Here is a 24370-nt window from a genome sequence, read left to right as displayed (position 1 = left end):
TGGTAGGCCTGTGAAAAGATATTACTGGAAAGGAAATTATCCACGTCTCAAGGATCTAGGTCCGTTGAGTACATTTCCTGATGGGGGGGCCTTGCACATTGAGCAATACAGCCCCGAAGATCGTGACAACATCTTCACCATCACAGCTACCGCCCGCGAGGTGCGGTCATGAGCATCTCTACAGATCAATATGTCGAGCTTTCAGATCATTCTTGCAAGGATATTCTGGTAGGCATTTATCTACAGGATAAAGAAGATCAAGTGACGTTCAATGGAATAACTTCCAAAATCCTTGACCATGCCAGCGCTCCCCGCGCAGCCGACCGGGAGCCCCTTTCCCTGTCATGGCTGCACAGCCATCCTCCGCTTCGACGCATCGCGCTCGAAATTGCGGCTCTTCTTACCACCTTCTCTCTTTCTGCGTGCCATATGCAAAATCCTATGACCAAAATGGCTGCGGCGTCCGCCGATGTTCCTGTGATTGCGTTCAAGGGCGATGGACCCGTCTATGCGCACCGCAACCCCCATCCCAGACATGTGTATGAGCTCATTATTCAGACAGATGAGGCACCCGGCGCTTTCAATGGTTCTTATGCTTCCATCAGTATGACCGCCAAGAGTTCTGCCTGTGCTCTGGTTCATGGATTCCCGATAGGAGCGGCATCCATACCAAGCGCATTTGTGGAATTTCCCCTTGAAAAAATATCCGATACCCAGTATCGTGGATACTTTGCAACGGACCCCTTGGTCGATGAGTCCTATTGGACTGGGAAGCCTCCGTGTGAATGGGATTTTGTGGCGGTCAGCTTCAGTTTGAGCGCTACTGGGGCCGAGAAGGATACTGGTTTCAATGGGAGTATTGATGCGAAAGAATTGGTAAGTGGCCAGCCTGTAAAAAGGTATTACTGGAAAGGAAATTATCCACGTCTCAAGGATCTAGGTCCGTTGAGTACATTTCCTGATGGCGGGGCCTTGCACATTGACCAATACAGCCCTGAAGATCGTGACAACCTCTTCACCATCACTGCTACCGCTCGCGAGGTGCGGTCATGAGCATCTCTACAGATCAATATGCCGAGCTTTCTTTCCATGCCTATGACGATATAAAGGTAGGTGTTCGCCCCCCCAATCATGAGGAAGAAGTGACTTACAAGGGGGTAGCCTACAAAATTCTTGAGCATGCAAACAATCCCCGCACGGGCTATCAGGGCACCATTTACCAGAGAAAGGATACGGGCGAGATCGTGGTGGCCCACCGGGGCACCGAATCTCCCAAGAAGGACATCCAGGATGCCATCACCGATGCCGATATGGTGCGGCATCACCACAATCAGCAGGTCGACGATGCGATTCGGCTGACGCAGCATGCTGTAGCTTTGTCCGAAAAAGATAGGAAACATCCCCCCATCACCGTGACCGGCCACTCCCTGGGCGGCACGCTGGCAGAAATCACGGCGCACAAGTTCAAGCTGCACGGCGAAACCTTCAACCCCTACGGGGCAGCAGGTCTGGACCTGCATATTCCCGAAGGGGGTACCGCAGTCATCAACCATGTGCTGGCAGGGGATGCCGTCAGCGCGGCCAGCCCGCACTATGGGCAGGTGCGCATCTACGCCACCGAAAATGACGTGGCCACGATGCAGCAGGCCGGCTATCGGACACGCAGCAACCAGTCCCTGTATACCGCAGGATGGCAGACAGCCCTTCCACTGACTCAGGTGGATCATGGGATTGCCAACTTTCTCACCCATGACGAGCAGGGCAGGCCACATGCCTCCGTCCTCAATGCACAGAATCTGCAGCGGGCACATGACCATGCGGAAATGATTGCGCACTATCGCCATGACGTGACCCTGCACCGCGGCACCATCGGGCGCCTGCTGGCCCAGGCGGAAATGGGTGCAGACACCGAGCTGCTGGCACAGGCAGGCCCCGGTCGGGACCGGCTCCTGTCGGAAGCGGCCCTGTTGGTGCAGCACGGCAACCCGAAGATCGCGGCCTTCCACGACCGTGTGCAGCAAGAGCCGACTCTGGGGGGCTACAGCGAGCTGGAGCGCACGCGCATTGCGGCGGCTTCTCTGGCTCAGTCCCAGCGCATGGGGCTTGATGTGGCGGGGCTCACGGAGCTGGAGTGCTACGTGCATCCGGGCAAGGGACAGGCTTTCTTTGTGGCAGACGATCCTGCGAAGGCGGCGCGCAATCCCTACACCAGCAGCACCACGGTGGATGTGGCAGTGGCCGTGCAGACACCCGTAGCCGAGAGTCTGGCGCTGGGACAGGGCTTTCAGGCTGCTCGCCACATGCAGGAACCGGTGCAGGGTCAGGGGCACATGGCCAATGGTCCGGTTTTTTCCTGAACATCCTCCTTGTGTGCGTGCGAGGCGTGGCGGCTGGTCTGGAAGCGCCGCACGGCGGCGGATGTGTACCCGAGACATGCGCTGCTCCATGCGGAGGTCATGGCTGCACCGCGAAGGGCCGGATGCCTGGGGGCCAGGGCGTGCGCCGCACAGGGGGCCGGTTCCGGGGGCAGGGAGCTGTTGTGCGAAAGGGTCAGCGAAGCGCATCGAAAACCCGCATGAAGGCACTTTTGTATGACATTTTTGTAAGAAACAGTTGCACAATGCCCCGAACGGTGCCGGAGGGGCCTTGCCCACGGGCTGCGAACGGCCTGCATTCCGTGCCGCACAGGTACACTTTGAACCTGAACATATATTTTTTCGTGGAACCCGGGTCCGCGTGGTTCCGATCACGCCGGGCCTGTCCTTTCCGCTTCCAGACATGACAGACGAAACGGCGGCGCAAGCCCAGGGCGCAAGCCTCGAATTCAAGAGCGCCTTTCTCACCGTGGTGGCGCTGGTGCTCAAGACCACCGACATGTCGGCCATCGAGGCGGATCTGTCTGCCCGTCTCGACGAGGATCGCGGCTTCTTCGATCAGGATGCCCTGCTCATCGACCTCGACCAGGTCAGGGCGGAAGAGGGGGTGCCCGATTTTGCCCGCCTGGTGGCGCTGCTGCGTGCCCATGGCACCCTGCCCGTGGCTGTGCGCGGGGGGTCTTCTGCCCAGATGCAGGCCGCCCAGGCGGCGGGTCTGGCGCCCGTGCCCGACGAACTCCCGGCCCGCCCGGCTGCCGCTCCTGCTTCCGGCACCGACAGACCCCCGCGCCGCGAGCGCAAGTCCCGTGCGGCGCAGGCTGTTCCGGCGGTCGAGGTGCGCCATGAGGTGCAGCCCCCGGCAGCCGGAGGCGCTCCCACGGTGGTCATCGACAAGCCGCTGCGCTCGGGCCAGCAGGTCTATGCGCGCGGCGCGGATCTGGTGGTCATGGACATGGTGAGCTTCGGGGCCGAGGTGATCGCCGACGGCAACATCCACGTCTATGCACCCCTGCGCGGCCGTGCCATTGCCGGTGCGCGGGGCAATACCTCTGCCCGCATCTTCTCGACCTGTCTCGAACCCCAGCTCGTTTCCATTGCGGGCATCTACCGCACGTCCGAGAACGACCTGCCCAATGACCTGACCGGCAAGCCAGCCCAGGTGCGGCTCGACGGCGAGAAGCTGCTCATCGAACCCCTCGCCTGAGGGCCACCCACCGGATGGCCCCAGGCGTTTTCTCCTTTCTTCAGCAACCCCAATACACAGGACCCCAGCACATCATGGCCAAGATCGTCGTCGTGACCTCCGGCAAGGGAGGCGTGGGCAAGACCACCACCAGTGCCAGTTTCGCCACTGGACTCGCCCTGCGCGGGCACAAGACCGTCGTGATCGACTTTGACGTCGGCCTGCGCAACCTCGACCTCATCATGGGATGCGAGCGCCGCGTGGTGTATGACCTCATCAACGTCATCCACGGAGAGGCGAACCTCAACCAGGCGCTCATCAAGGACAAGCAGTGCGACAACCTCTACGTGCTGGCTGCCAGCCAGACGCGTGACAAGGATGCCCTCACGCAGGAGGGGGTGGGCCAGGTGCTCAAGGATCTCGACGGCATGGGATTCGAGTACATCGTGTGCGATTCGCCCGCCGGCATCGAGACCGGGGCGCTCATGGCCATGCACTTTGCCGACGAGGCCCTGGTGGTGACCAACCCCGAAGTCTCCAGCGTGCGCGACTCCGACCGCATTCTGGGCATGCTCAGCAGCAAGACCCGCCGCGCCCTCGAAGGCGCCGAGCCGGTCCGGGAGCATCTGCTCATCACGCGCTACAACCCCAACCGCGTGGCCGACGGACACATGCTTTCGCTGGAGGACATTCAGGACATTCTGCGCATTCCGCTCATCGGGGTGATTCCCGAGTCGGAAGTGGTGCTGCAGCAGTCCAATCAGGGCATTCCCGTGATCCATGCCAAGGGCACGGCGGTGGCCGAGGCCTACAGCGACGTGGTGGATCGCTTTCTGGGCGAGGAACGTCCCATGCGCTTCGTCGATGCCGAGAAGCCCGGCTTCTTCAAGCGTCTTTTTGGAGGCAAGTAAGCCATGGCATCCCTGCTTTCCTTCCTGCTCGGCGAGAAAAAGAAGACGGCCAGCGTTGCCAAGGAACGCTTGCAGATCATTCTCGCCCACGAGCGCAGCGGGCGCAGTGCCGCCCAGCCCGATTACCTCCCGGCCCTGCAGCGCGAGCTGGTGGCGGTGATCTCCAAGTACGTGCAGATCAGCCCCGACGATCTCAAGGTTCAGCTCGACCGTCAGGACAACCTCGAGGTGCTGGAGGTCAAGATCGAGCTGCCCGAGTCCCGCTGAGGCCGCATTGCGCGGCACCCGCCTGTCCGGCGCTGCCTGCCGTCACTGCGCGGACGACGCAGATGCGGCAGAGGATTACGGAGAGCTGTCCCCGTCAGGCAGGGCATCGAGCCGGGCCAGGGCGGCGCGCCGGCCGGTGTCCAGATCGATCACGGGCAGCGGATAGTCGTGGCCCAGCCGGATGCCTGCAGCCGCCAGCGTGGCAGGCTGTGCCAGCCACGGGGCGTGCAGCGCATCGGGAGGCAGGGCGGCCAGTTCGGGCACGTAGCGGCGGATGAAGGCGCCTTCCGGGTCGAAGCGTCGGCTCTGGCTGACGGGATTGAAGATGCGGAACCAGGGCTGGGCGTCGCAGCCGGTGCCGGCGACCCATTGCCAGCCGCCGTTGTTGCTGGCGAGGTCGAAATCGTTGAGGTGCAGGGCAAAGTGGGCTTCACCGCGCCGCCAGTCCACGCCCAGGTGCTTGACCAGAAAACTCCCCGCGATCATGCGCAGGCGGTTGTGCATGTAGCCGCTGGCATGGAGCTGGCGCATGGCGGCATCCACGATGGGAATGCCGGTACGGGCCTCGCACCAGGCGGCAAACCGCGCATCGCCCGTAGCGCCGTCTTCCCAGCGCAGGGCCCGCATGCGTGGGCGCAGCGCCTGGTCGACCACTTCGGGGTGGTGCCACAGTACCTGGCTGTAGAAGTCGCGCCAGCATAGCTCGGCAAGCCACTTGGTGGCTCCGGCCTGTCCCTGCTGCTGCAGAGCCCAGGCGGCGCGGGCGACTTCGCGGATCGAGAGTGTGCCAAAGCGCAGATGCACCCCCAGATAGCTGGGCCCCCGCCGGGCCGGAAAGTCCCGCCAGGTGTCGTAGTGCGCCATGCGGGCCAGAAAGTCCTGCCACATCGTCTGTGCCCCCTGCACGCCTGCGGGCAGCGGGAGTTGCGACAGGTCGGTGGGCTCGAAACCGATGTCCGCAAGCGTCGGCACCGCCCGCGCATGGACAGCAGGCCGGGCGGCCAGGGCTGCGGCATGGGGGGCTACCGGGCGGACCGCCAGATGCCGGGCATCGAGCCGCGTGAGCCACTTGCGGTAGTAGGGCGTGAAGACGGTGTAGGGCATGCGCGTGCCGGTGCGCAGCTCGTCCGGTGCGGTAAGCACGTGATCCTGGTGGAGTCGCAGCGTGATGCCCTCGGCGGCCAGTGCCTGCTGCACGGCTGCATCGCGGGCACGGGTGGCGGGTTCGTAGTCCTCATTGGCATAGACCGCCTGCGCTCCCAGCTGCTGCGCGAGGGCGGGCACCTGCACCGTGGGGTCGCCCTGCAGCACGATGAGCCCGGCCGCGGAGCCGGCAGCCGATCCGGTGGCGAGGGCCAGGTCGCGCAGCGCGGCATCGAGCTGGCGCAGGCTCTCGACGATGAATTCGACGCGGCGGTCCCGGCGCGGCAGGGGGTCGAGCAGGGCAGGGTCGAACACGAACACGGCATGCACCTGGCGACACTGCTGCAGTGCGTGGGACAGGGCGGAGTGGTCCTCTGCGCGCAGGTCACGCCGGAACCAGACGAGGCCCGTGTCCAGCACAGCGGCATCTGCGGCGGAGGCAGGGGGCGCGGAGGGCGGCAGGGGGGAGCGTGCAGCGAACATGGGGTGGGGGCTTCAGTCGTCGCTGCGTCGGCGGCGCAGCAGCTGGGTAATGGGGGTTTGTCGGGGGCCGGGCACAAGGGTGGCGGATGCACCTGCCTCGATGCTGCCGGGCCGGACCACTTCCAGATACCAGCCGCAGCAGCCCTGTGTCACCATGTCGCGTGCCGCCTGGGCATAGCCCATGATGTGCACGAACTTGAAGCAGGGCTGGCGGGGTTCGGTCACGCGCAGGCTGCAGTCGGGAAAGTGCAGGGTGTCGCCCACGTACACGTCTGCTTCCAGCAGGCCGTCCAGGGTGAGGTTCTCGCCCATGAAGCCCGGAGGCAGTGGCTGGTCGAACAGGTCCACGGCATGGGCATGGCGCTGTGCCTGCCACCACGCATAGTGCGCGTGGGGATAGGCATAGACGGCCTTGCGCAGTCCGCCGTGCCACTGGGGGTCAGCCTGCTCGTCGTGGGCCAGCCCCAGGGCATGCACGGCCACGCGGCCGGTGCGTGGCTGTTTGCCGATGGCGCTGGCCACGCTGCGCCCCTGGATGTGCAGGCGGCCGACCGGGGCCGTGTTGACGCTCAGGAGGGTGATCATTCAGGGGATCTCCAGGGAATGAAGCATCAGCCGCGCATGAGTGCCTCGATGGCATCGGCATCGACCGGCACGTCGCGTGTGATGAGTTCGCAGCCCGCGGGGGTGACCACGGCATCGTCCTCGATGCGGATGCCGATGTGCCAGTAGGCCTCGGGCACATCGTCGCCGGGACGGATGTAGAGCCCGGGCTCCACCGTGGTGACCATGCCGGGCTGCAGGATGCGGCTGGGGCGTTCGCGCACGGTATGGCCCGTGAGCGGATCGGTGCGTACCTGCACGCGGTCCGCCTCGGAGGGTTCCACGTAGCTGCCGCAGTCGTGCACATCCATGCCGAGCCAGTGGCCGGTGCGGTGCATGTAGAAGCGCTGGTAGGCGCGTGTGGCGATCACGTCCTGGGCGGTGCCCACGCGGTTGGCGTCGAGCAGCTTCAGGTCGAGCAGGCCCTGCGCAAGGACGGCCACCGTGGCCTCGTGGGCATCGTCGAAGCGGGCTCCGGGCCGAATGGCGGCCACGGCCGCCTGCTGCGAGGCCAGCACCAGGTCGTACACCGCCCGCTGCGGACCGGTGAAGCGGCCGTCGGCCGGAAAGGTGCGGGTGATGTCGCTGGCATAGCCGTCGAGCTCGCAGCCGGCATCGATGAGCACCAGCTCGCCCGCGCGGACCGGGGTGCTGCCTGCCGCATAGTGCAGCACGCAGGCATTGGAGCCGGCGGCGACGATGCTGGTGTATGCCGGGAACTGCGATCCATGGCGGCGGAATTCGTGGGCCAGCTCGGCATCGAGCGTGTACTCGCGCACATCCTCGCCCCGGCGCAGCAGGGTGGCACAGCGCTGCATGGTGCGCACATGGGCCCCGGCGCTGATGGCGGCAGCCCGGCGCATGATGGCGAGCTCGTGCGTGTCCTTGACGAGGCGCATCTCGTCGAGCACGGCACAGGCATCCTGCAGGCGCACAGGCACCACAGCTCCCTGGCGCACCCGGGCGCGCAGCGCATCGAGCCACCCTGCCACCTGTGATTCCAGCCCCGCATGGGTGGCGAACGGGTAGGCCACCACCTCGGCCCCGTCGAGCAGGGTGGGCAGCTCGCTGTCGAGCGCATCGGCCGGCAGGGCCGCTTCCACACCCAGCGCGGCAGGTGCCGCCGCCGGGCCGAGGCGGTAGCCGGTCCAGATCTCGCGTGCTTCATCCTTGGCGCGACAGAACAGCGTGCTGTGCACGCCTCCGGCCGCATCGGTGCGCACTACCAGCGTTGCTCCAGGCTCGGTGAATCCGGTGAGGTAGTAGAAGTAGCTGTCGTGGCGATAGGGAAATTCGCCGTCGCGGTTGCGGGTCTGCTCGGGTGCCGTGGGCACGACGGCCACGGCACGTGGACCCAGGGCGGCCGCCAGCCGTTCGCGGCGCGCAGCATAGAGGAGGGGGAGAGAGGAGGTCATGGGGCAACCTTATCGGAAATGGGAATCAGACCACGGCAGGCGGGGAAATGCGAGCATCCCCAGAACGGGCGCCCTGCATGGCATGAGACTCAGGAGAGGAAACACAGAGGATCAGCCGCACACCTGCGCATTGAGCGCGGCCAGCCGTTCCGGGGTGCCCACATCGGTCCAGCGGCCCGTGTGGAGCTCGCCCGTGATGCGGCCGTCGGCCATGGCGGCGCGCAGGACAGGGGCCAGAGGAGCCTCGGTGCCCTGCGGGTTGCCGGGGGGCAGCGTGCAGTACGGAGCGGTGAACAGGGCGGCGCGGAACAGGCCGATGGTGCTGTAGGTATACCGGGGCAGGGGGCTGTCGGGGCGGGGGGTGGCGTGCAGCCGGCCATCGGAGGCCAGGGCGAAATCGCCTTCGGGATGGTGTGGCGGATTGGGCACGAGCCACAGATGCGCCAGCGCGTCGCTGGCGGCAAATCGGGCCATGGCGGCGCGGTCGAACACGAAGTCCGGGGCATACACATCCCCAGCGGCCAGCCAGAAGATGTCCTGCAGCCGCGGCAGGGCGCGCACGATGCCGCCAGCGGTCTCCAGCGCATGGCCGAAGTCGGCTTCTTCTTCCGAGTAGTGCAGGGTGGTGACAGGCAGGGTGGCATCTGCCCGCCACTGCCGGCCCAGCCGGGCAGGAATCTGCGCTCCGAGCCAGCCGGTATTGATGAGCACCTCGGTGCAGCCCTGTCGCGCCAGGGCTGCCAGCGGCCATTCGAGCAGCGGGCGGCCCTGCACGTGCAGCAGGGGCTTGGGCGTGTGGTCGGTGAGCGGGCGCATGCGCTTGCCGCGGCCGGCAGCCAGCAGCATGGCTGCGGAACGGGAAGAGGAGGTGCAGGAATCGGCGTCAGGCATCGGTTGACGAAAACAGAGGGAAATGAACAGGACCCGGAAAGGCCATCCATCGGAAAGGCGGCCTCACTCAGGAGGTGTGCCGGTCTGCCGGCCTGCTCCCGGTGTCGGGACGGGGAGGGCATCGGCGTCGCAGTCGTCACCCTCCTCGGTCAGGCGGAAGGCCTGCGCCTCCCATTGCGCGATCACCTCGCGGGCCAGGGCCCGCACGGAAGGGGCATCGTCCTGCGTCACCACCTGCACCAGCCCGCTCACGGGCAGCAGGCCCACGGCTCCCTGCAGATAGTCGCCCTGCACATGGGCAGGCACACCGGCCCGCTGGAGCAGGTCGGCCAGCAGATGGGCCTGCAGCATGTCGGACGCCTCGTGAAGGATCTGCATGGAAACACCTCCTCGGACAGCAACAGCGCACACCACCGCCGCCAGCCGGCAGGGCTGAGCCATTGTAGGGCGCTCCCCTGCGGCTGCCGCACTGCACAAACAATTGGCAGGCAGCTAAAATAGCAGCCTTTGCGTCCTTCCCCTCCCCCTCCAGAGTCCCGCCCATGACTTCTACCGTATCGGCCACCACCATGGCCAACGCCATCCGCGCCCTTGCCATGGACGCCGTGCAGCAGGCCAATTCCGGCCACCCGGGCGCTCCCATGGGCATGGCCGACATGGCCGTGGCACTGTGGGCGCGTCATCTGCGTCACAACCCCACCCATCCCCACTGGCACAACCGCGACCGCTTCGTGCTCTCCAACGGGCATGCCTCCATGCTCATCTATGCGCTGCTGCACCTGACCGGCTACGACCTGCCGATCGAGGAGCTGCGGAAGTTCCGCCAGCTCGGCAGCAAGACCCCGGGCCACCCCGAAGTGGGCGTGACCCCCGGCATCGAGACCACTACCGGCCCGCTGGGGCAGGGCGTCACCAATGCCGTGGGCATGGCGCTGGCCGAGAAGCTGCTGGCGGCCGAGTTCAACCGTCCCGGCCATGCCATCGTCGACCATCACACCTACGTGTTCCTGGGCGATGGCTGCCTGATGGAAGGCATTAGCCACGAAGCCTGCAGCCTGGCCGGTGCCTGGAAGCTCAACAAGCTCATCGCGCTCTACGACGACAACGGCATCAGCATCGACGGCAAGGTGCAGCCCTGGTTTGCCGACGACACGGCCGGCCGCTTCCGCGCCTACCAGTGGAACGTCATCGGCCCGGTCGACGGCCATGACGCCGAGGCCGTCTCCGCCGCCATCGAACAGGCCAAGACCAGCCAGGACAAGCCCACGCTCGTCATCTGCCGCACCCACATCGGCAAGGGCAGCCCCAACCGTGCCGACACGGCCAAGGCCCACGGCGAGCCGCTCGGTGCCGCCGAAATCGCCCTCGTGCGCGATGCGCTGGACTGGCACCACGCCCCGTTCGAGATTCCGGCAGCCATCTATGCCGCCTGGGATGCCCGCCAGGCCGGCCAGAAGGCCGAAGCGGCCTGGGATGCCGCCTTTGCCGCCTATGCCGCGCAGTATCCGCAGCTCGCTGCCGAGTTCACGCGGCGCATGCGCGGGGAGCTGCCTGCCGGATTTGCCCAGACTGCCCTCGACGCCCTGCACGCGGCCGACCAGAAGGCCGAGACCGTGGCCAGCCGCAAGGCCAGCCAGATCGCGCTCGAAGCCTTTACCGCCGCACTGCCCGAGCTGCTCGGCGGCAGCGCCGACCTCACCGGCTCCAACCTCACCAACACCTCGCACACCCAGCCGCTGCGCGTCGATGCGCAGGGCCAGGTGGTGCTTGCCGAGCCGGCCCAGGGCGATGCATCGCCCGCTGCCCGCTTCCACATCAACTATGGAGTGCGCGAATTCGGCATGGCCGCCATCATGAACGGCGTGACCCTGCACGGGGGCTACATTCCCTACGGCGGCACCTTCCTCACGTTCAGCGACTACTCGCGCAACGCCATCCGCATGGCCGCGCTCATGAAGCAGCGCGTGGTGCACGTCTTCACCCACGACAGCATCGGCCTGGGCGAGGACGGCCCCACCCACCAGAGCATCGAGCACGCTGCAAGCCTGCGCCTCATCCCCAACCTGGACGTATGGCGTCCCTGTGACGGGGCCGAGACCACCGTGGCCTGGACCAGCGCCATCGAGAGCAGTGCCCATCCCACAGCCCTCCTGCTCAGCCGCCAGGGCCTGCCCTACGCAGCCAGGCAGGATCTGTCCGTCATCCGCAAGGGCGGCTACGTGCTGGCCGAGCCGATCGACGGGCAGGCACCCCAGGCCGTGCTCATCGCCACCGGCAGCGAAGTGCAGCTCGCCCTCAAGGCGCAGGCACTGCTGGCCGAACAGGGCGTGGCCGTGCGTGTCGTCAGCATGCCCAGCACCACCACCTTCGACCGCCAGGACGCCGCCTATCGGGCATCCGTACTGCCCGCCGGCCTGCCGCGCGTGGCCGTCGAAATGGGCGTCACCGCCTTCTGGTGGAAGTACGGCTGCGCTGCCATCGTCGGCATCGACACCTATGGCGAGTCCGCTCCTGCGGCGGCCCTGTTCACGCATTTCGGCTTCACGCCCGAGCATGTCGCCGAGACCGTCCGGTCCGTGCTGACCCAGGCATGAGTTTCTGTTTCCCCGGTTCTTCCTCTTCCATCCCTCCAGGAGAAAACAAATGGCAATCAAGGTAGGCATCAACGGCTTCGGCCGCATCGGTCGCTGCGTGTTCCGCGCTGCAGTGGAAAACTTCGGCGACGACATCCAGATCGTCGGCATCAACGATCTGCTCGAGCCGGATTACCTGGCCTACATGCTCAAGTACGACAGCGTCCATGGCCGCTTCAGCGGTGATGTCAAGGTCGAAGGCGGCAACCTCGTCGTCAACGGCAAGGCCATCCGCCTGACCGCCGAGCGCGATCCGGCCAACCTCAAGTGGGGCGAGCTCGACGTGGACGTGGTCATCGAGTCCACCGGCCTGTTCCTGACCAAGGAAACCGCCCAGAAGCATCTGGCCGCCGGCGCCCGCAAGGTCATCATGTCCGCTCCCAGCAAGGACGACACCCCCATGTTCGTCTTCGGCGTCAATTCCGCCGAATATGCCGGCCAGGACATCATCAGCAACGCCAGCTGCACCACCAACTGCCTGTCTCCCGTGGCCAAGATCCTCAACGACAAGTGGGGCATCAAGCGCGGCCTGATGACCACCGTGCACGCTGCCACCGCCACCCAGAAGACCGTGGACGGCCCCTCCAACAAGGACTGGCGCGGCGGCCGCGGCATCCTGGAGAACATCATTCCCTCGTCCACCGGCGCTGCCAAGGCCGTGGGCGTGGTGCTGCCGGCCCTCAAGGGCAAGCTCACCGGCATGAGCTTCCGCGTGCCCACGTCTGACGTGTCCGTGGTCGACCTCACCGTCGAACTCGACAAGCCCGCCACCTACGCCGAAGTCTGTGCCGAAATGAAGGCCCAGAGCGAAGGCGCCTTCAAGGGCATCCTGGGCTATACCGACGAGAAGGTCGTGGCCACCGATTTCCGTGGCGATGCCCGCACCAGCATCTTCGACGCCGATGCCGGCATCGCGCTCGACAGCACCTTCCTCAAGGTCGTGAGCTGGTACGACAACGAATGGGGTTACTCCAACAAGTGCCTCGAAATGACCAAGGTCGTGAGCGCCAAGTAAGCGCACCGCGACGTGCCCTCGCTGCCCTTCGGGGCAGCCTCCACGGCCCTGTGCAAGCCCTGCACAGGGCCGTTTCCGTCAGGGGATGGTGTGCCGGGGACGACTCAGGTGGTTCGCTGGACGATCCAGACACTGCCCAGCACCGCCAGCAGCCCGCACAGCGCCATTCCCGAGACCGACTGCGCCAGCAGCGCCCACCCCAGCACCACGGCGGTCAGCGGACTCAGCAGCCCCAGGGACGCCACGGCCACCGTGGGCAGCCGGGTGATGCCCCGAAACCAGAGCCCATACGCCAGCAGCGCGCCGACCAGACTCAGATAGGCATAGGCCGACCACTGCAAAGGAGACATGTCGGCTGGCAGCGGAGCTTCCCACAGCCGGACTGCCGGCATCAGCATGGCGCCGCCCAGCAGGAGCTGCCAGCCAGTCAGCGCACCGATGGGCAGGGCCACCTGCCAGCGCCGCGTGAGCCACATGCCTGTCGCCATGCTGATGGCCCCCAGCAGGGCGGCGATGATGCCGATGGGGTCGGGCACAGTCTGCGGGGAAAGCAGCAGAAGCGCCATGCCGCCCACCCCCGCGCCTGCCGCCGCGAGCGTGATGCGGCGGGGCGCACGTCCATCGACGGCCCAGGTCAGCCCCATGACCAGCAGCGGCTGCACGGACCCCAGCACGGCAGCCAGCCCTCCGGGCAACCGATAGGCCGCCACGAACAGCAGCGCCTGGAAAAAACCGATGTTGAGTGCGCTCAGCACCGCGATTCGCCACCAGTCCCTGCGCTGCGGGACGACGCGGGCATACAGAAGCAGCAGCACCCCTGCGGGCAGGGTACGGAGCAGGGCGGCCGTCAGGGGCCTGCCGGGAGGGAGCAGTTCCGTAGTGACGATGTAGGTGGAGCCCCAGATGGCAGGGGCTGCAGCCGTGAGCAGGACATCGCGCCAGCGGAGCGTGGAGCAGGGAGAAGGCATGGTTTTTTCTTGAATTGAAGATAATGGAAGCCAGCATGCCGTTCAATTAGCTTGAAGTCAAGATATATGTCCGATCCTTCTACCGTCCGGGCACCCGACGCCGTCGATGCCATCCTCCAGCAGTGGCAACGCGAGCGTCCCTCCCTGGATGCTGCGCCCATGGGTCCTCTGGGCCGTCTCAAGCGCTGTGCAGCCTTGCTGGAGCCGCGCCTCGAAGCCGGGCTGGCCGCCTTCGGTCTGCGGCTGTGGGAGTTCGACATGCTGGCTGCCCTGCGGCGGGCAGGAACCCCCTATTGCCTGAGTCCGACCCAGCTGTTTTCGACCCTGATGGTGACTTCCGGCACCATGACCCACAGGCTCCGGCGGCTGGAGATGCAGGGATGGATCGAGCGCATTCCGAACGCGCAGGACGCCCGCAGCATGCTGGTGCAGCTCACCGCCGCAGGGCAGGCCCTGATCGACCGCGCGGTAGAGGCGCATGTGGACAATGAGCGGCAGCTGCTGGCCTGTCTGCCTGCGCAGGCGCTGTCCGAGCTCGATGACGCGCTGTCCATGCTGCTGCGCACGCTGGAGTCGCCGGTACCTCCGGCAGAGTGAGCGCGCCCGCATGCCCACACAGGGCGGGAGCGGTCCCCCCGGACAGTGCCTGCACCGTGTCCTGCGGTGCTCTGGCTCAGGCGGTGCCGTCGTCAGGAGTCGCGGCTGGCTCGGGAATCTCGAAGACCTTGCGCAGATAGGTCAGGTAGCCCGCGTCCTCGCACATGCCCTTGCCGGGCGTGTCCGAAATCTTGGCCACGGCCTGCCCGTTGCAGCGCGTCATCTTCAGCACGATCTGCAGCGGTTCCGGCCCGACATCGTTCGTCAGGTTGGTGCCCACCCCAAAGGCCACCTGGCAGCGGCCGTGAAAGCGCTCGAAAATCTCGATGCAGCGCGGAATCGTCAGCCCGTCGCTGAAGATCAGCAGCTTGTCCTGCGGATCGCAGCGGTTGGCGGCGTAGTGCGCGATCATGCGCTCACCCCAGGTGAAGGGGTCTCCGCTGTCGTGCCGTGCCCCATCGAACAGCTTGCAGAAGTACATGTCGAAGTCCCGCAGGAAGGCGTTCATGCCGTACACATCCGACAGCGCAATCCCCAGATCCCCCCGGTACTCCTGGGCCCACTTCTCGAAGGCAAAGACCTGCGTGTCGCGCAGGCGCGGCCCCAGCGCCTGACAGGCCTGCAGATATTCGTGCGCCATGGTGCCCATGGGCTTGAGGTCGAGCTCCTTGGCAAACAGCACGTTGCTCGTGCCGGTGAACTGCGCAGCCGGGCCGCGGCCGATGCGGTCCGCCACGCGCGTGAGCAGTTCCCGCTGCCAGTCGCGCGAGAAGCGGCGGCGCGTGCCGTAATCGGCCAGGTGCAGATCCTCCAGCCCCGGCGCCTGCAGCAGCGCGAGCTTGGCATCGAGCCGGCGACGCCCCTCGTCCCAGCCCAGCCCGGGAGCCAGGTGGCGGAAGTACACCTCGCTCACGATGGCCAGTATCGGAATCTCGAACAGAATGGTGTGCAGCCAGGGCCCGCGCACCCGGATGTCGAGCTCCCCGTTGTCCATCGCAGTCAGCGTGACCGAGCGTGCATTGAGCTGGAAGAGCCGCAGAAAATCCACGAAGTCGCTCTTGATGAAGCGCAGCCCTGCCATGTAGGCCAGTTCGTCCTCGGTGAAGCGCAGCGTGCACAGATGGCGGATCTCCTCTCGGATTTCCTCGATGTGCGGCGCCAGCTGCACGCCCGGAGTCCGGCACTTGAACTTGTACTCGACGTGGGCCGCCGGAAACTGGTGCAGCACCGCCTGCATCATGGTGAACTTGTAGAGATCGGTGTCGAGAAGGCTGTCGATGATCATGGGAGTGAGAAATCCATGCCGAAAAAGGCCGAAACAGGCCGGAAACCTCACCGCAGCGGGTTCCGATCGGGCCTACTATGCCACGTCCTGCACGACCTCACCGGCCAGGGGCATCTCCCTCCATGCCACCGTGACGCCCCGTCCGGCAGGGCAGATCCTCCATACGGAGAAATCATTCCCTTTTCGGATTGCCACCGCACTGGTTACCCCCTAAGTTGCAACGTATTGCAACAAATCTATGCAGAAGCAAAAGATGCATTGGAAGTCGCCAATTTTGATAAAGTGACTCCCGAGCATCGCGCTCCCCGCCTTCCTCCCTGGGCGGGATTTTGCTGATTCATCCATTGGCAAAATGACTTTTTGCCCCAGAACTCCGTTCCGGGGCATTTTTTTGTCCTGCCTCTTGTCCGACTCTCCCAGATTGCTCCGGCTTCCGCGCAACGTGTGCAGAGCCAGTGTGCAGGGCAACTTTTTCCCCCAACGGGGCCGGGGTGGCTGGTTTCGTGGTGCAATCGCTGAGGCATCTGCCGCTTCTCATGCAGCATGTACCCTCAGGCCGAGGGGCTGGCATGGCCGGCAGGGGCATTCTTTCACGTGCGCTCCCGCCGCTGATTCGGGAGCGCTGCCTGCACGGCGCGGGCAGGTCGCGCCGCATCGCTTTCGGGAGCATTCGCATCATGGGCTATCTCTGGGTCAAGGCCTTTCACATCGTGTTCGTGGCCAGCTGGTTTGCCGGGCTGTTCTATCTGCCGCGCATCTACGTCAACCTTGCCATGGTGCCTCCCGGGTCCGATGCCGAGCGCGCACGCCTTCTGCTCATGGCGCACAAGCTCATGCGCTTCACGCACATGCTGATGGTGCCGGCGGTCGGGCTGGGGCTGGTGCTCTGGCTGGGCTATGGCATTGGGCTCACCGGTCCGCACAACGGCTGGATGCATGCCAAGCTCACGCTGGTGCTCGTCATCCTGGCCTACCACGCCAGCTGTGCAAGGCTTCTGCAGCGTTGGGACGCCGGGCGCAATACCCGAAGCCATGTCTGGTACCGCTGGTACAACGAGCTGCCCGTGCTGGTGCTCACGGCCGTCTGCATTCTGGTCGTGGTCAAGCCCTTCTGAGCAGGGCGTCTGTCTGGGGATCTGGCATGGACGCGTCTTCTGCACAGCCGTCGCCGCCGTCCCTTTTCGCAGGGGGGCACCGCAGCGTGCCGAGCTCGGCCTGGCCGCTGGCGGGGAGCTGGGCACTGCTGATCGTCTATGCCTCGCTGTTTCCCTTTTCGGGCTGGCGCAGCACCGGCATGCCCTGGTGGGGATTCATGACCGCGCCTTTCTCGCGGTACTGGACCGGGTTCGACGTGGTGACCAACCTCGTGGGCTATGTGCCGTTCGGGTTCCTCATGACCCTCGGCATGCAGCGGGATGCACAGCGGCTGGGGCGGCACTGGGCGCTGCTGCTGGCCTGGCTGGCCGGCAGCGTGCTGTCCCTGTCCATGGAAACGCTGCAGGTATGGCTGCCCGGGCGGGTAGCGTCCAATCTCGACTGGCTGCTCAATACCGCAGGGACCCTGGTCGGTGCCCTGCTGTCGGTGCTGCTGGAGCGGGCGGGACTCCTGGGGCGCTGGAGCCAGTTCCGGGCGCGGTGGTTTTCGGCCGACGCGCGCGGGTCGCTGGTGCTGCTGGTGCTGTGGCCGGCAGCGCTGCTGTATCCCACCCCCATCCCCTTCGGTCTCGGACAGGTCATGGAGCGCGCCGAGCACCAGCTGGCCCAATGGCTGCAGGGCACGCCCTGGATCGAGTGGCTGCCGCTGCGTGCCATCGAGCGCCAGCCCATGCTGCCGCAGGTCGAGCTGCTGGTGGTGGCCCTTGCCCTGTTCGTACCCTGTCTGCTGGCCTATGGAGTCATGAGATCGCGCTGGCGCAGGCTGCTGGCGGCGGCCCTGGTGCTCGCGGCCGGATGCGGGGCGCTGGCCCTGTCCGCAGGCGTGTCCTACGGGGCAGACTTCACATGGAACTGGCTGTGGGGCCCCGTGCGGCAGGGAGTGGGAGCAGCGGGCATGCTGGCCCTGGCGTGCCTCTGGCTGCCACGGCGTGCCTGCTGGGTGATCGCCCTCGTGGCCCAGCTGGTGATGCTGCAGCCCCTCAACGAGGCAGCCGTGTCCGCCTATTACGTCGATGGCGTGGCCGACGGTCTGACAACGGCCTATCTGCTGCGCTTTTTCGGGCTCACCCAATGGCTGGGCTGGCTCTGGCCGTATGCCGTTCTGCTCTATCTGGTGGTGCTGCTGGCAGGCTGGGACACGCGGGAACGCTTCTAGAGCGCCTTCGGCTGCCGCTGCCTGTGCACGGCGGGGTGGGCGAGGCGTGTTTCCCCGGGGCTTGTGACACAATGCCCCCATGCATACCGACACCCCTTCCTCTCCTTCCGGGCAGGCGCCTGCATCCTATTTCCAGCGCCATATCTTCTTCTGCATCAATCGCCGCGACAACGGCGAGGCCTGCTGTGCCGACCACAATGCCGAGGCTTCCTTTGCTTACTGCAAGCAGCAGGTTCAGCAGAAGGGTCTGGCCGGTCCCGGCAAGGTGCGCGTGAACAAGGCAGGCTGCCTCGACCGCTGCTCCGCTGGCCCCGTGGCCGTGGTCTACCCCGAGGCCGTCTGGTACACCTATGTCGACCAGGAGGACATCGACGAGATCGTCGAATCCCACCTCAAGAATGGCCAGGTCGTCGAGCGCCTGCTGGTGCCTCCCACCGCTGGTCGTTGATCCGATTCCCTCTGCCTCCGCATGAACGCCCAGACCGAATCCTGGACCCTGCAGGGCCCCGCAGGCGCGATCCAGGCTGCATGCGACCGGCCCGCAGGCACGGCACCTGCGCGCGGAGTCGCCATCCTGTCCCATCCCCACCCGCTCTTCGGCGGCACCATGGACAACAAGGTCGTGCAGACCCTGGCGCGGGCCTTCGTCCAGGCCGGCTGGATGGCGGTGCGCTACAACTTCCGTGGCGTGGGCCAGAGCGCGGGCAGCTACGACGAAGGCCGGGGAGAAGTCGAGGATCTGCTCCACGTCATAGCCCAGATGGCGCCTGCGGGGCCTCTGGCGCTGGCCGGTTTTTCCTTTGGCGCTTTCGTCACCAGCCAGGCCCTGCAGCGACTTCTGGCGCAGGCGGTTCCGCGCGAACCGGAGCGCCTCGTGCTCGTGGGCACGGCCGTCAGCCGCTTCGAGGTGATCCCGGTGCCTGCGGCGCTGCATGCGCGCACCTGTGTCATTCATGGCGAGGTGGACGACGTGGTGCCCCTTGCCGATGTCATGGACTGGGCCCGCCCCCAGACTCTCCCCGTCACTGTCGTGCCCGGTGTCGGTCACTTCTTTCACGGCCAGCTGCCCGTGCTCAAGCAGCTCGTCATGCGCCATCTTCTTGCGCCCGTTGCCTGGGGCTGAGGTTCGCGCAGCGCCCTGCGCCCTTCGGGGAACAGGGCCCGACATTTCACCATTCGATACAAAGTCGCTGCCGCTTCCCGTCCCGGTGCGTGGGGCGTCATGGGGTACAGTAGGTCCACTTCCGTCGTGTTCCCCGAGCGTCTTCGCGCATTTTTCCGTTTTGCCCATGCCTGTACTTTCTTCCCTGCGCAGCCGTTTCGTCCTCGTGACGGCCACCCTGGCCCTGACCTTCGGCGGCCTGGCCCTGGCCAAAAAGGCCCCGCCCCCCGCCCCTGTGGCAGCGCCCGCGGCCGTGGCGCCTGTGCTGCCCGGTTTCCCCGTGCCTCCCGATGTGGCTGCCCGTGCCTATCTGCTCCTCGACGTGAGTGCAGGCAACCAGGTGCTCGCCGCCAAGGACATGGATACCCCCATGGAGCCCGCCTCCCTCACCAAGCTCATGACGGCGTATGTGGTGTTCGATGCCCTCAAGCAGCACCGCATCACGCTCGACCAGACCTTCGGCGTGAGCGAAAAGGCCTGGAAAATGCCTGGCTCCCGCATGTTCATCACCCCCAAGATGCAGGTGCGCGTCGAAGACCTCATCAGGGGCATGATCGTGCAATCCGGCAACGACGCCACCATGGCCCTCGCCGAAGGCCTTGCCGGCAGCGAGCAGGGTTTCGTGCAGAAGATGAACGACACCGCCCGCACCCTGGGCATGACCCACACCGGCTACCGCAACCCCGAGGGCCTCACCGAACCCGGGCACATCACCACCGCGCGTGACATGGCGCTGCTCGCCACCCGGCTCATGGCCGACTTCCCCGAATACATCAAGTACTACGCCATCAAGCAGTGGCACTACCCCGGCACCCCCGAATCCAACCAGAACAACCGCAACCTGCTCCTGTTCCGCGATCCCACCGTCGACGGCCTCAAGACCGGCCACACCGACGCAGCCGGCTACAACCTCGTGGCCACGGCGCGCCGTGCCTTCCCCAACCTGCCGCAGGGGCGCCGCCTGCTGGCCGTGGTCTTCGGTACGGCCAGCGAAAATGCGCGTGCCAACGAAACCCAGAAGCTGCTCAACTGGGGCTATACCGCCTATGACGGCGTGCAGCTCTTCGGGGCCGACCAGCCTGTGGCACAGGCCCGGGTCTGGAAGGGGGCGCACAGCGAGGTGGGGCTGGGCCGTCATCAGCCCATCACTGTGGCCGTCCCCGCCGGCAAGGCGCGTGAACTCACCACCCAGGTCGAGCGCACCGATCCCCTCATTGCTCCCATCGTCCGCGACCAGCAAGTCGGCACCCTGCGCGTGCAGCTCGGCGGGCAGACCCTCTCCACCCTGCCGCTCCAGGCCCTGCAGGACGATCCGCAGGCCGGCTTCTTCCGTCGGCTCTGGGACAGCCTGCTGCTGCTCTTCCATGGCTCCGGCAAGAAATCCACCTGACGACGGGCGCATCCGTGCCTACCATGGCGGCCTTCGGGTCGCCTTTTTTTCGCGCGCACGCCACAGCCTCACGCCCGCAGGACCTCCTGCACTCCGGCCACGGCTTGCGGTTTGCAGGGGGGCATGCTATCCTCTCCGGCTCTGCGGATTGCGTCCGAGGGGTTGCCTTTGGCTCTTCGCAGTGACATCACGTTTCTTCAACCCGTAATTCATTCACGTTTAGGGAATTACACCGTTCAGAAGGAGGCCTTCGTGCCCACCATCAATCAGCTCGTGCGTCAGGGGCGCACGGTCGAGACCATCAAATCCAAGAGCCCTGCGATGGAAAACTGCCCGCAGCGCCGCGGTGTGTGCACCCGTGTGTACACCACCACCCCCAAGAAGCCGAACTCCGCCATGCGTAAGGTGGCCAAGGTTCGTCTGACCAACGGCTTCGAAGTCATCTCCTACATCGGCGGCGAAGGCCACAACCTGCAGGAGCACAGCGTGGTGCTCGTGCGTGGCGGCCGTGTGAAGGATTTGCCTGGTGTGCGCTACCACATCGTCCGTGGTTCGCTCGACCTGCAAGGCGTCAAGGATCGCAAGCAGTCCCGTTCCAAGTACGGCGCCAAGCGCCCCAAGAAGGCCTGATCTCCGCATCGGTCTTCGTCGGTGCTTCGCTGGCCGGGCAGGCTGGTGCAAGCGTAGTGACCCGCAAGTGCGCTTTTTTCTTTTGTCCGCGCATGGGTCGAGTAAGTGGGGTGCTCCACATGGCATCTCGCGGTACCTGAAATGGTGCCAACTGAAGCAAAGAGGTTTTCAAAATGCCACGTCGTCGTGAAGTCCCTAAACGTGAAATCCTGCCGGATCCCAAGTTCGGCAGCGTCGAGCTGTCCAAATTCATGAACGTGATCATGGAAGGCGGCAAGAAAGCTGTGGCCGAGCGCATCATCTACGGTGCCCTCGAACAGATGGAGAAGAAGTCCGGCAAGGAAGCGCTGGAGCTGTTCACCACCGCCATCAACAACGTCAAGCCCATGGTCGAGGTCAAGTCCCGCCGCGTGGGTGGCGCCAACTACCAGGTTCCGGTCGAAGTGCGTCCCGTGCGTCGTCTGGCCCTGTCCATGCGCTGGATCAAGGAAGCTGCCCGCAAGCGCAGCGAAAAGTCCATGGCTCAGCGCCTGGCCAACGAAATGCTGGAGGCCGTCGAAGGCCGTGGCGGTGCCATGAAGAAGCGTGACGAAGTGCACCGCATGGCCGAAGCCAACAAGGCATTCAGCCACTTCCGTTTCTGAGTCTGCCCCAGTGCCGGATCTTCGCCCGCTGAGCTGTTCCACGGCCCTGGCGGGCGTTCGGCCTTTTAACTGAAAGAGAAATCATGGCTCGCAAGACCCCCATTGAGCGTTACCGCAACATTGGTATCTCGGCGCACATCGACGCCGGCAAGACCACCACGACCGAGCGGATTCTGTTCTACACCGGTGTGAACCACAAGATCGGTGAAGTGCACGAAGGCGCCGCCACCATGGACTGGATGGAGCAGGAACAGGAACGCGGCATCACCATCACTTCCGCGGCCACCACCTGCTTCTGGAAGGGCATGGAGCTCAACTACCCCGAGCACCGCTTCAACATCATCGACACCCCCGGGCACGTGGACTTCACCATCGAAGTGGAACGTTCCATGCGCGTGCTTGACGGCGCCTGCATGGTGTACTGTGCCGTGGGTGGCGTGCAGCCCCAGTCCGAAACCGTCTGGCGTCAGGCCAACAAGTACAAGGTGCCCCGCCTTGCCTTCGTGAACAAGATGGACCGCACCGGCGCCAACTTCTTCAAGGTCTATGACCAGATGAAGACCCGCCTGCTGGCTCATCCCGTGCCGATCGTGATCCCCATCGGTGCCGAAGACAACTTCAAGGGCGTGGTCGACCTCATCAAGATGAAAGCCATCATCTGGGACGAGGCCAGCCAGGGCATGAAGTTCGACTACACCGACATCCCCGCCGAACTGGTCGACTCCGCCAACGAATGGCGCGAGAAGATGGTCGAGGCTGCCGCTGAAGCCAGCGAAGAGCTGATGAACAAGTACCTCGAAGAGGGCGGCCTCACCGAGGACGAGATCAAGCAGGGCCTGCGCCTGCGCACCATCGCCACCGAAATCCAGCCGATGCTGTGCGGTACCGCCTTCAAGAACAAGGGCGTGCAGCGCATGCTCGACGCAGTGATCGACTTCCTGCCCTCTCCGGTGGACATTCCTCCGGTTCAGGGTACGGACGAGGACGAGCAGCCTGCCTCCCGCAAGGCCGACGACCACGAGAAGTTCTCTGCGCTCGCATTCAAGCTCATGACCGACCCCTTCGTCGGCCAGCTCACCTTCGTGCGCGTCTATTCCGGCATTCTGAGCAAGGGTGACACCGTGCTCAACTCCGTGAAGGACAAGAAGGAACGCATCGGACGTATCGTGCAGATGCACGCCAACAACCGCGCCGAGATCGAAGAGATCGTGGCCGGCGACATTGCAGCCTGCGTGGGCCTCAAGGAAGTCACCACCGGTGAAACCCTGTGCGATCCCGCAGCCCCGATCGTGCTCGAACGCATGGTGTTCCCCGAGCCCGTGATTGCACAGGCCGTCGAGCCCAAGACCAAGGCCGACCAGGAAAAGATGGGCCTCGCCCTGTCCCGTCTGGCTGCCGAGGATCCGTCCTTCCGCGTCCGTACCGACGAGGAATCCGGCCAGACCATCATCGCCGGCATGGGCGAGCTCCACCTCGAAATCATCGTGGACCGCATGAAGCGCGAGTTCGGCGTCGAAGCCAACGTGGGCAAGCCCCAGGTGGCTTACCGCGAAACCATCCGCAAGAAGGTCACCGACGTCGAAGGCAAGTTCGTGCGTCAGTCCGGTGGTAAGGGCCAGTACGGTCACGTCGTGTTCACCGTCGAACCCAACGAAACCGGCAAGGGCTTCGAGTTCCTGGACGAAATCAAGGGTGGCGTGGTGCCGCGCGAGTACATCCCCGCCGTCCAGAAGGGCGTCGAGGAAGCCCTCAACGCAGGCGTGCTCGCTGGCTACCCGGTGGTCGACGTCAAGGTGCACCTGACCTTCGGTTCGTACCACGACGTGGACTCGTCCGAACAGGCGTTCAAGATGGCCGCCATCTTCGGTTTCAAGGAAGGCTGCCGCAAGGCGGGCCCCGTCATCCTCGAGCCGATGATGGCCGTGGAAGTCGAGACGCCCGAGGAATATGCCGGTACCGTCATGGGCGACCTGTCGTCCAAGCGCGGCATGGTGCAGGGCATGGATGACATGGTCGGCGGTGGCAAGTCCATCAAGGCCGAGGTGCCGCTGTCCGAAATGTTCGGCTACTCCACCTCGCTGCGTTCCATGACCCAGGGTCGTGCCACCTACACGATGGAATTCAAGCACTACTCCGAGGCACCCAAGAACGTGTCCGAGGCGATCATCGCGGCCCGCGCCAAGTGATCTCCTGCCATTCCAGCTCCTGCTGGAATGGCGCCTTCTCTTTTCGTCTGCGATCCCTGCACCCGCCGCTGCCCGTGGCGACGGAACCGTGACAGGGATGCAGACATTAAACCTCTCACGGGCACAGCTCTTTTTCTCAAAGGATAGCCATCATGGCCAAGGAAAAATTCGAACGGACCAAGCCGCACGTGAACGTCGGCACCATCGGTCACGTGGACCACGGTAAAACCACCCTGACCGCAGCCATTGCCACCGTGCTGTCTGCCAAGTTCGGCGGC

At 65.2% G+C, this 24370-nt stretch carries 24 protein-coding genes; 17 read left to right on the top strand and 7 right to left on the bottom strand.

From position 1 onward, the window contains the following. Positions 1–168: 168 nt before the first annotated feature. The 5 genes from ACP2WS_RS10810 (at position 169) to minE (ending at position 4736) form a co-directional block, all read left to right on the top strand. Positions 169–1053 carry a hypothetical protein gene (locus ACP2WS_RS10810; RefSeq protein WP_426460790.1) on the top strand — a complete coding sequence of 295 codons (885 nt, stop codon included), beginning with the start codon at positions 169–171 and terminating at the stop codon, positions 1051–1053. Beyond that, positions 1050–2357: a Tle-like phospholipase domain-containing protein gene (locus tag ACP2WS_RS10805; protein WP_426460789.1), complete on the top strand. Its 1308-nt coding sequence runs from the start codon at positions 1050–1052 to the stop codon at positions 2355–2357. Before ACP2WS_RS10810 ends, ACP2WS_RS10805 begins: the two co-directional genes overlap by 4 nt. 421 nt (positions 2358–2778) lie before the next feature. Continuing rightward, positions 2779–3579, top strand: coding sequence for a septum site-determining protein MinC (gene minC, locus ACP2WS_RS10800; RefSeq protein WP_426460788.1), 801 nt, complete (start codon positions 2779–2781; stop codon positions 3577–3579). A 74-nt stretch (positions 3580–3653) separates the two neighbouring features. Further along, positions 3654–4469: a septum site-determining protein MinD gene (gene minD, locus ACP2WS_RS10795; RefSeq protein WP_374494046.1), complete on the top strand. Its 816-nt coding sequence runs from the start codon at positions 3654–3656 to the stop codon at positions 4467–4469. Positions 4470–4472: 3 nt separating this feature from the next. Continuing rightward, positions 4473–4736: a cell division topological specificity factor MinE gene (gene minE, locus ACP2WS_RS10790; protein WP_374494043.1), complete on the top strand. Its 264-nt coding sequence runs from the start codon at positions 4473–4475 to the stop codon at positions 4734–4736. Between the two features lie 75 nt (positions 4737–4811). Here minE and ACP2WS_RS10785 read toward each other — a convergent pair whose 3' ends face one another. The 5 genes from ACP2WS_RS10785 to ACP2WS_RS10765 all read right to left on the bottom strand — a co-directional run bounded on the left by ACP2WS_RS10785 (position 4812) and on the right by ACP2WS_RS10765 (position 9649). After that, the gene (locus ACP2WS_RS10785; protein WP_426460787.1) at positions 4812–6362 is read right to left on the bottom strand and encodes a cryptochrome/photolyase family protein; all 1551 of its coding nucleotides are present in this window, start codon (positions 6360–6362) and stop codon (positions 4812–4814) included. 12 nt (positions 6363–6374) lie between these two features. Continuing rightward, positions 6375–6947 (bottom strand): MOSC domain-containing protein, encoded by a 573-nt coding sequence (locus tag ACP2WS_RS10780; RefSeq protein WP_426460786.1) that lies wholly within the window; start codon positions 6945–6947, stop codon positions 6375–6377. A gap of 26 nt (positions 6948–6973) precedes the next feature. Then, positions 6974–8380 (bottom strand): aminopeptidase P N-terminal domain-containing protein, encoded by a 1407-nt coding sequence (locus ACP2WS_RS10775; RefSeq protein WP_426460785.1) that lies wholly within the window; start codon positions 8378–8380, stop codon positions 6974–6976. A gap of 111 nt (positions 8381–8491) precedes the next feature. Beyond that, positions 8492–9226: a nucleotidyltransferase family protein gene (locus tag ACP2WS_RS10770; protein WP_426460784.1), complete on the bottom strand. Its 735-nt coding sequence runs from the start codon at positions 9224–9226 to the stop codon at positions 8492–8494. Between the two features lie 108 nt (positions 9227–9334). Continuing rightward, positions 9335–9649, bottom strand: coding sequence for a putative signal transducing protein (locus ACP2WS_RS10765; protein WP_426460783.1), 315 nt, complete (start codon positions 9647–9649; stop codon positions 9335–9337). Positions 9650–9813: 164 nt separating this feature from the next. Between ACP2WS_RS10765 and tkt the strand changes: the two genes are divergently transcribed. Together tkt and gap are read left to right on the top strand one after the other, a co-directional pair. Further along, entirely contained in the window at positions 9814–11865 is a 2052-nt protein-coding gene (gene tkt / locus ACP2WS_RS10760; protein WP_426460782.1) for a transketolase, read from the top strand. A gap of 49 nt (positions 11866–11914) precedes the next feature. After that, complete coding sequence (gap, locus tag ACP2WS_RS10755) at positions 11915–12919, top strand: type I glyceraldehyde-3-phosphate dehydrogenase (protein WP_426460781.1); 1005 nt, start codon at positions 11915–11917, stop codon at positions 12917–12919. A 104-nt stretch (positions 12920–13023) separates the two neighbouring features. On the opposite strand, the gene ACP2WS_RS10750 is transcribed toward gap, so the two are convergent. Beyond that, positions 13024–13887: an EamA family transporter gene (locus ACP2WS_RS10750; protein ID WP_374494029.1), complete on the bottom strand. Its 864-nt coding sequence runs from the start codon at positions 13885–13887 to the stop codon at positions 13024–13026. A gap of 66 nt (positions 13888–13953) precedes the next feature. Between ACP2WS_RS10750 and ACP2WS_RS10745 the strand changes: the two genes are divergently transcribed. Beyond that, positions 13954–14484, top strand: a complete 531-nt coding sequence (locus tag ACP2WS_RS10745) for a MarR family winged helix-turn-helix transcriptional regulator (protein WP_426460780.1) — start codon at positions 13954–13956, stop codon at positions 14482–14484. Between the two features lie 76 nt (positions 14485–14560). Here ACP2WS_RS10745 and pncB read toward each other — a convergent pair whose 3' ends face one another. Beyond that, entirely contained in the window at positions 14561–15769 is a 1209-nt protein-coding gene (pncB, locus tag ACP2WS_RS10740) for a nicotinate phosphoribosyltransferase (protein WP_426460779.1), read from the bottom strand. 677 nt (positions 15770–16446) lie between these two features. Here pncB and ACP2WS_RS10735 point away from each other — a divergent pair. The 9 genes from ACP2WS_RS10735 to ACP2WS_RS10695 all read left to right on the top strand — a co-directional run. Beyond that, complete coding sequence (locus ACP2WS_RS10735) at positions 16447–16884, top strand: CopD family protein (RefSeq protein ID WP_374494023.1); 438 nt, start codon at positions 16447–16449, stop codon at positions 16882–16884. A 26-nt stretch (positions 16885–16910) separates the two neighbouring features. Continuing rightward, on the top strand, positions 16911–18080 hold the full coding sequence (locus tag ACP2WS_RS10730; RefSeq protein WP_426460778.1) for a VanZ family protein: 1170 nt from the start codon (positions 16911–16913) through the stop codon (positions 18078–18080). A 79-nt stretch (positions 18081–18159) separates the two neighbouring features. Continuing rightward, positions 18160–18528, top strand: a complete 369-nt coding sequence (locus ACP2WS_RS10725; RefSeq protein WP_374494019.1) for a (2Fe-2S) ferredoxin domain-containing protein — start codon at positions 18160–18162, stop codon at positions 18526–18528. Positions 18529–18549: 21 nt separating this feature from the next. Next, positions 18550–19203 carry an alpha/beta hydrolase gene (locus ACP2WS_RS10720; RefSeq protein WP_426460777.1) on the top strand — a complete coding sequence of 218 codons (654 nt, stop codon included), beginning with the start codon at positions 18550–18552 and terminating at the stop codon, positions 19201–19203. A 166-nt stretch (positions 19204–19369) separates the two neighbouring features. Then, a complete protein-coding gene (locus ACP2WS_RS10715; protein ID WP_426460776.1) occupies positions 19370–20632 on the top strand; it encodes a D-alanyl-D-alanine carboxypeptidase family protein in 1263 nt (420 codons plus the stop codon). A 252-nt stretch (positions 20633–20884) separates the two neighbouring features. Further along, complete coding sequence (gene rpsL, locus ACP2WS_RS10710) at positions 20885–21262, top strand: 30S ribosomal protein S12 (RefSeq protein ID WP_374494014.1); 378 nt, start codon at positions 20885–20887, stop codon at positions 21260–21262. Positions 21263–21435: 173 nt separating this feature from the next. Beyond that, the gene (gene rpsG / locus ACP2WS_RS10705) at positions 21436–21906 is read left to right on the top strand and encodes a 30S ribosomal protein S7 (RefSeq protein WP_374494011.1); all 471 of its coding nucleotides are present in this window, start codon (positions 21436–21438) and stop codon (positions 21904–21906) included. Positions 21907–21989: 83 nt separating this feature from the next. Beyond that, positions 21990–24092, top strand: a complete 2103-nt coding sequence (gene fusA, locus ACP2WS_RS10700; RefSeq protein WP_374494009.1) for an elongation factor G — start codon at positions 21990–21992, stop codon at positions 24090–24092. A 152-nt stretch (positions 24093–24244) separates the two neighbouring features. Then, positions 24245–24370: GTP-binding protein (locus tag ACP2WS_RS10695; RefSeq protein ID WP_230081277.1), on the top strand; the 126-nt coding region annotated here is incomplete at its 3' end.

The organism is Brachymonas moutaii (nom. illeg.), from assembly GCF_049977365.1.
In the GTDB taxonomy this organism is placed as follows: Bacteria; Pseudomonadota; Gammaproteobacteria; order Burkholderiales; family Burkholderiaceae_C; genus Brachymonas.
The sequence above is the reverse complement of the archived record's forward strand: the minus strand, read 5'-3'. Positions and strand labels throughout refer to the sequence as shown.

Bases quoted from the DNA above. Each gene is read 5' to 3' on its own strand.
- ACP2WS_RS10810 (WP_426460790.1), top strand. From the start codon at position 169: ATGAGCATCTCTACAGATCAATATGTCGAGCTTTCAGATCATTCTTGC.
- ACP2WS_RS10805 (WP_426460789.1), top strand. From the start codon at position 1,050: ATGAGCATCTCTACAGATCAATATGCCGAGCTTTCTTTCCATGCCTAT.
- minC (WP_426460788.1), top strand. From the start codon at position 2,779: ATGACAGACGAAACGGCGGCGCAAGCCCAGGGCGCAAGCCTCGAATTC.
- minD (WP_374494046.1), top strand. From the start codon at position 3,654: ATGGCCAAGATCGTCGTCGTGACCTCCGGCAAGGGAGGCGTGGGCAAG.
- minE (WP_374494043.1), top strand. From the start codon at position 4,473: ATGGCATCCCTGCTTTCCTTCCTGCTCGGCGAGAAAAAGAAGACGGCC.
- ACP2WS_RS10785 (WP_426460787.1), bottom strand. From the start codon at position 6,362: ATGTTCGCTGCACGCTCCCCCCTGCCGCCCTCCGCGCCCCCTGCCTCC.
- ACP2WS_RS10780 (WP_426460786.1), bottom strand. From the start codon at position 6,947: ATGATCACCCTCCTGAGCGTCAACACGGCCCCGGTCGGCCGCCTGCAC.
- ACP2WS_RS10775 (WP_426460785.1), bottom strand. From the start codon at position 8,380: ATGACCTCCTCTCTCCCCCTCCTCTATGCTGCGCGCCGCGAACGGCTG.
- ACP2WS_RS10770 (WP_426460784.1), bottom strand. From the start codon at position 9,226: ATGCTGCTGGCTGCCGGCCGCGGCAAGCGCATGCGCCCGCTCACCGAC.
- ACP2WS_RS10765 (WP_426460783.1), bottom strand. From the start codon at position 9,649: ATGCAGATCCTTCACGAGGCGTCCGACATGCTGCAGGCCCATCTGCTG.
- tkt (WP_426460782.1), top strand. From the start codon at position 9,814: ATGACTTCTACCGTATCGGCCACCACCATGGCCAACGCCATCCGCGCC.
- gap (WP_426460781.1), top strand. From the start codon at position 11,915: ATGGCAATCAAGGTAGGCATCAACGGCTTCGGCCGCATCGGTCGCTGC.
- ACP2WS_RS10750 (WP_374494029.1), bottom strand. From the start codon at position 13,887: ATGCCTTCTCCCTGCTCCACGCTCCGCTGGCGCGATGTCCTGCTCACG.
- ACP2WS_RS10745 (WP_426460780.1), top strand. From the start codon at position 13,954: ATGTCCGATCCTTCTACCGTCCGGGCACCCGACGCCGTCGATGCCATC.
- pncB (WP_426460779.1), bottom strand. From the start codon at position 15,769: ATGATCATCGACAGCCTTCTCGACACCGATCTCTACAAGTTCACCATG.
- ACP2WS_RS10735 (WP_374494023.1), top strand. From the start codon at position 16,447: ATGGGCTATCTCTGGGTCAAGGCCTTTCACATCGTGTTCGTGGCCAGC.
- ACP2WS_RS10730 (WP_426460778.1), top strand. From the start codon at position 16,911: ATGGACGCGTCTTCTGCACAGCCGTCGCCGCCGTCCCTTTTCGCAGGG.
- ACP2WS_RS10725 (WP_374494019.1), top strand. From the start codon at position 18,160: ATGCATACCGACACCCCTTCCTCTCCTTCCGGGCAGGCGCCTGCATCC.
- ACP2WS_RS10720 (WP_426460777.1), top strand. From the start codon at position 18,550: ATGAACGCCCAGACCGAATCCTGGACCCTGCAGGGCCCCGCAGGCGCG.
- ACP2WS_RS10715 (WP_426460776.1), top strand. From the start codon at position 19,370: ATGCCTGTACTTTCTTCCCTGCGCAGCCGTTTCGTCCTCGTGACGGCC.
- rpsG (WP_374494011.1), top strand. From the start codon at position 21,436: ATGCCACGTCGTCGTGAAGTCCCTAAACGTGAAATCCTGCCGGATCCC.
- fusA (WP_374494009.1), top strand. From the start codon at position 21,990: ATGGCTCGCAAGACCCCCATTGAGCGTTACCGCAACATTGGTATCTCG.